General features: G+C 64.3%; 5 protein-coding genes. All 5 read left to right on the top strand.

All coding sequences use genetic code 11. The annotated features are described in order from the left end of the window. Window positions 1-247, top strand: a 247-nt coding sequence (locus Q8N40_RS22745) for a chemotaxis protein CheW (RefSeq protein WP_305713400.1), incomplete at its 5' end; no start/stop codon positions are given. Between the two features lie 66 nt (window positions 248-313). Beyond that, entirely contained in the window at window positions 314-679 is a 366-nt protein-coding gene (locus Q8N40_RS22740; RefSeq protein WP_215605172.1) for a PleD family two-component system response regulator, read from the top strand. A gap of 81 nt (window positions 680-760) precedes the next feature. Further along, window positions 761-1,951: a chemotaxis response regulator protein-glutamate methylesterase gene (locus Q8N40_RS22735; RefSeq protein ID WP_305713399.1), complete on the top strand. Its 1,191-nt coding sequence runs from the start codon at window positions 761-763 to the stop codon at window positions 1,949-1,951. Then, a complete protein-coding gene (locus Q8N40_RS22730) occupies window positions 1,948-2,817 on the top strand; it encodes a protein-glutamate O-methyltransferase CheR (protein WP_305713398.1) in 870 nt (289 codons plus the stop codon). Before Q8N40_RS22735 ends, Q8N40_RS22730 begins: the two co-directional genes overlap by 4 nt. A gap of 416 nt (window positions 2,818-3,233) precedes the next feature. Beyond that, a partial coding sequence (locus Q8N40_RS22725; RefSeq protein ID WP_305713397.1) for a hypothetical protein occupies window positions 3,234-5,954 on the top strand: 2,721 nt, incomplete at its 3' end.

Genomic DNA, 5,954 nt, shown 5'->3' with positions numbered 1-5,954 from the left:
AAACGAGGACGGCAAGCCGCCGATGGCGATCGGCGTCGACCTGCGCGGCGAATCCTATGGCCTGCTGATCGACCAGATCGGCGAGGTGCTCAAGCTCGCCGACGACGGCCGCGAGGAAAATCCCGTCAACCTCGACCCCCGTATGGCCAAGCTCGCCGGCGGCGTGCACCGCCTCGACGGCCAGCTCATGGTCGTCCTCGACGTCGATCGCGTGCTCGAAATCGTGCCCGACCTGCTGGCGGCATAAAGACCGGCAAATCTAACGCGGCATTGCAAACGTCCCTTCGGGGATTGGGAAGAAACAGAGGCCAACATGCGAACATGTCTCGTTGTCGATGACTCCAGCGTCATCCGAAAAGTCGCAAGGCGTATTCTGGAAGGCCTGGACTTCCAGATCATCGAAGCCGAAGACGGTGAGAAGGCGCTTGAGGTCTGCAAGCGCGGCCTGCCCGACGCCATCCTGCTCGACTGGAACATGCCGATTATGGACGGCTACGAGTTCCTCGGCAATCTGCGCCGCATGCCGGGCGGCGACGCGCCCAAAGTGGTGTTCTGCACCACCGAAAACGACGTCGCGCATATCGCGCGCGCGCTTCACGCCGGCGCCAACGAATACATCATGAAGCCGTTCGACAAGGACATCGTGACGGCCAAGTTCCAGGAAGTCGGCCTGATCTGATTTGCGTGTATCGATCCGGCGGCCGAACGGCCCTCGGCGTTGGTGTTTCTATAGTGCCGCGTTCGGCGTACCTGGTGATGAATGAGTATTGCGTTGGCAAGTTCCTCTACTTCGAATTCGGCACACCAGGAACCGCTGCGGGTGATGGTGGTCGACGATTCCGTCGTGATCAGGGGATTGATCTCGCGCTGGATCGCCGCCGAGCCGGACATGGTGGTCGCGGCATCGCTGCGCACCGGCCTTGACGCCGTCAACCAGGTCGAGCGCGTCAATCCCGACGTTGCCGTGCTCGATATCGAAATGCCGGAGCTCGACGGCATTTCCGCGCTGCCCCAGTTGCTGGCGAAGAAGCGCAACCTGATCATCATCATGGCTTCGACCCTGACCCGCCGCAACGCGGAGATCAGCTTCAAGGCGCTGTCGCTGGGCGCAGCGGACTACATTCCGAAGCCGGAAAGCACCCGCGAAGCTGCCGCCGCCGAAATCTTCCACCATGACCTGATCCAGAAAATCCGCTCGCTCGGCGCCAAGGTGCGCCGCACTGCTCCAGCTTCGCCCGCGACAGGCCATCCCCCGACAAGTCCGCCACTGGCACCCGCGCCGGAGCGATCGCGTGAGCCGTTGCCCCGGCCGCCGCAGGCCGTGGTGGCGCCGCTGCCGCTGACGCGCCGGCCGTTCAGCAGCCAGACGCCGCGCGCGCTCCTGATCGGTTCATCGACCGGCGGCCCGCAGGCGCTGATGACGCTGGTCGCCGAGATTGGCGCGGTGATCGACCGCTTTCCGGTGCTGATCACCCAGCACATGCCACCTACCTTCACGACAATTCTGGCGGAGCATCTGGCTCGCTCGAGCCACCGGCCGGCCCACGAGGCCGTCGATGGAGAAATCGTCAAGGCCGGCACGATCTATCTCGCCCCGGGCGGCCGTCACATGCGGGTCGTGCGCCGCGGCACCGATGTCGCGATCGCCCTCGATGACGGACCGCCGGTCAATTTCTGCAAGCCCGCCGTCGATCCGCTCTTCTCCTCCGCGATCGATATCTGGCAGGGCGGTATTCTGGCCGTCGTGCTCACCGGCATGGGTTCGGACGGGATGCGCGGCGGCAAGGAGATTGTCGCGGCCGGTGGCAGCGTGATCGCCCAGGACGAAGCCACCAGCGTGGTGTGGGGCATGCCCGGCGCCGCCGCCAATGCGGGCATTTGCTCGGCCATCCTGCCGCTCGTTCAGATCGCGCCGAAACTGGTTCGGTTGTTTTCGGGAGATCGTTCGTGACGCCCCAGGATTATGAGTTCCTGCGCAAGATCCTGAAAGAGCGATCCGGCCTCGATTTGTCCTCCGACAAGCAATATCTGGTCGAAAGCCGGTTGATCCCGCTGGCGCGACGGATCGGTCTGTCCGACATCGGCGAACTGGTGCAGAAGCTGAAGGTCGGGACCGAACCGCTGACATCCGAGGTGGTCGAGGCGATGACCACCAACGAGACGTTCTTTTTCCGCGACAAGATTCCGTTCGATCATCTGAAGGAGGCGGTCTTCCCGGCGCTGGTGCAGGCGCGCGCCAGCCGCCGCGCCCTGCGCATCTGGTGCGCGGCGTCCTCGACCGGGCAGGAGCCGTATTCGATCGCGATGTGCGTGAAGGAATTCGCGGCTCTGGCGGGATGGCGCGTGGAGATCGTCGCCACCGACCTGTCGCAGGACGTGCTGGAGAAGTCCAAGGCGGGAATCTACAGCCAGTTCGAGGTGCAGCGCGGCCTGCCGATCCAGCTGCTGGTCAAATATTTCAAGCAGACCGGCGAGTTGTGGCAGCTCAGTGCCGATATCCGCGGCATGGTGCAGCACCGCCAGCTCAATCTGTTGCAGGATTTTTCCCATCTCGGTACGTTCGACCTGATCTTCTGCCGCAACGTCCTGATCTATTTCGACCAGGACACCAAGGTCGGCATCTTCGAACGGCTGTCGAAAATCCTCGAACCCGATGGCGTGCTGGCGCTGGGGGCGGCCGAATCCGTGGTCGGACTATCCGACGCCTTCAAGCCCTATCCGGACCGGCGCGGGCTTTACCGCCCGAACGCGGTCCGTGCGCCGCGCACCGGTTCTGCGGCGATGCCGCTGCGGGCAGTTGCGGCCGCGACGCGCTGAACGGATTCTCACCGGAACGCGCCTGGTTAAGCCCGAGAACTGCCGTCAGTCTCATCATCTGAAGAGGCAAGCGAAAGCCGGCGCTTTCACAGGATCGTGCTGCGATCGGAGGTTATCGGGCGAGCGCCTTCGTCTCGATGCCAGTCAACCAGCAACGTCCGTTTGCCTCGCCCTCAGATCGTTTCCGACCGGAATGTGGCGGCGCCAGATTTTTCCGGCGAGGACGATTGGCGAGCCGCTTTGAGCGCTCTGCGGATGCTGCGCGAACTTGTATGCCCGCTGCCGGCCGTCATCGAACATCAAAACGTCGCGCTTTTGACGCAATTTGTATTGTTGCGCTGGTTGATCCTGATCAATTCAATTTTCCCGCATCAGGATCAGACTAAACTCCCAGTTGCCTCACGGAGGATTTGTCCATGCGCGCGAATGCGATCTCCTCGGCAGTGCGGCAAAGCAATCACCCGATCAAAAGCCACCTGGCTTCTGCGGCTATCGCGGCTGTCTTCGCGGTGCTGTGTTTTGGCGATTATCACGGTGCAGCTTTTGCGCAGGCATCGCCGCCAGCCGGCATCGTCGCCAACGGCAATGCGGTCGTGACCGGCTTCTCCGGCGCGCAACCGCCGGTCACGATCGCGCCGGGTGTCGATCCCGCCGACAAGACTTTCATCGATCTGCAAGGGGCAGCCGCGCGCGTTCTCGATCTGCAGGCCCCGGGCGCGCCGCCGCAAGCGCAATTGCTGATGGCGCCGAAGCCCTACACCGCGACCGCCGGTCAGGTCGGCCAGGTGTTCGGCGTTGCCCTCGATAACGCTACGCAGCCGAACGTGTTTGTCGCAGCGACCTCGGTCTATGGGTTGCCGATCGTCGTCCCCGCTGGCGCCGGCCAACCCGTTCGCGTCAAACAAGGCGCGCCGAACGCTGCCTTCATGGCAGGACTATTTGGACCGTCACATCTCGGCGGTGGTCCCGGCTCGATCTGGCGGATTGACGGGACAACCGGCGCGGTCAGCCTGTTCGCCAATGTGGCGCTCGACGGCGCTTCCAATCCTGGTCCCGCGCTCGGCGGTCTCGCATTCGATGCCGCTTCGAGCACCTTGTTCGTCGCCGACCGCGCGACCGGAATGATCCACGCTTTTGATTCCGCCGGAAAGGAACGCGGCCGTTACGATCACGGTGTCCAGGGGCGCGGTGCGGCGGGTCTGCAGCCTGTTCCCTATGATCCCGCCGGCCGTCTCGACATTTCCAATCCTAAATTCCGGACCGGCGATCCCGGCACATGGGGTTATGCCGCCGCGCCGCGATTGATCTTCGGTCTCGGCATTCGCAACGGGCGACTCTATTATGCCGTCGCCAGGGATCTGCAGATCTGGTCGGTGGCTTCAGCGCCGGAGTTCGGCACCGATCCGCGCCTCGAACTCAGCGTCGCGCCCGGACCGGGGCCGAGCGAAATCACGAGAATTACCTTCGACGACCAGGGCCGCATGCTACTCGCCGAGCGCGCCGCGCCGAGCGGCGCTGCTGACTTCGTGGCACTCACCGCGGAAGCGACCGGCCGCGTGCTGCGCTATCTGCCGGTGCCATCAGGCACGGCCGGGCCGCAATGGCAGCCGCAATCGGATGAATATGCGATCGGTTTCGCGCGGCAGATGCGCAACGGCAACGGCGGCGTTGCCGTCGGTTTCAGTTACGACGAACAGGGTCGCATCGACCGCGCCGCCTGCGGCCAATTCCTGTGGTCGACCGGCGAACAATTGCGCAATGCGATTGATCCGGCGCTCGCCGCGCTGCTCGCCCAGGGCGGCCCGGCGGAGGTCAACGGCCTGCAGGGCAATGAAATTACCGCGGTGGTGCCGGCCAACACGCCGCCGCTGCAAAGCTACTTTGTCGATTACGACGATCAGTTCGGGGATCCCGGCGCGCGCGGTCGTATCGGCGACATCGCTATTCTGCGCGTCTGCGGTCAGACCGGCTTCAGCCTGCCGGGCTGGTACCGGCCGCGCGTCGAACTGGCGCCGGGATTCTTCTGGTATCGCCTGCATGGCAAGAAACCGCCGATGCTCGATTGCCCGCCGGGATCAGGCAACCAGTGCGCCTGTCCGCCCGGCACCACACAGCAGGCCGGATTCCAGTGCTGCCCGATTCTGACGTTCCTCGGAGCGAATGGCCAGTGCCAGTCACCTTGTCCGGATGGATCGATTGATCCGGCCCACATCGAGGCTTGCCTGGCAGGCTTTGACCCGAACAAACCGATGGGTCCCGATCCGTCGACATGGACGTGTCTGGATGGTTCGAAGCCGGTCAAGGACCCGAGCGGTTGGCATTGTCCAACTTACAAGTGGCCGGTCTGCCCGTCCGGATTTGAGCCCGACCCGAACAGCGCCATCGGCTGCACGCCGACGCTTGCCTTGATCGACTGCAACCAGAACAGCAACGACTTGAAGCAGATCGGCCTCGACGGCAGCTGCCAGAGTTTATGTCCGAGCGGCCAATGGGCGTTCGCGGCGAACCAGTGCTGCCCTGACGGCACGCTGCCCGGTCCCGACGGCAAATGCGACAAGCCAAAGCTGCCATTCTGCCCGCCCGGCCAGTTGTCGTCGAAAGGAATTTGCTGCGAGCCGGGGACCAAGCCGCAGCCCGATGGCAGTTGCTTGCCGCTGAAGAAGCCATGTCCGCCCGAGCAGCTGTCATCGAAAGGCATCTGCTGCCCGGCCGGCACCACGCCGCAGCCCGACGGCAGTTGCAAGCACACCGGGAAACTGACCCCCTGTCCGCCGCCCGGTCAGTTGTCTGTGACCGGCCAGTGCTGCCCGGCCGGCACGACGCCGCAACCGAATGGCAGCTGTGGTCAGCAGCAGACGAGTTGCCCGCCGGGAACGACCAGCAACCCGCTGACCGGCGAGTGTTGTCTGCCGCCGAGCGCTATATCCGGCGCGGCCGCGGTCTGCAGCTGTCCGCAGGGGCAATTCCTTGTTGGCGGGAAATGCGTCACGGACGCAGCGCCGATCAAGCAGCCGGACGCCTGCTTCACCGGCTATGTGAAACTGCCGAACGGCTCGTGCTGCCTTGCGGCGCAGGCGACGGCCGGCGGGCAGTGTTGTCCGTCCGGACAGAAACCTGATGCCGACAAGCGCAAATGC

The organism is Bradyrhizobium sp. (assembly GCF_030693485.1).
In the GTDB taxonomy this organism is placed as follows: Bacteria; Pseudomonadota; Alphaproteobacteria; order Rhizobiales; family Xanthobacteraceae; genus Bradyrhizobium.
The sequence above is the reverse complement of the archived record's forward strand: the minus strand, read 5'-3'. Positions and strand labels throughout refer to the sequence as shown.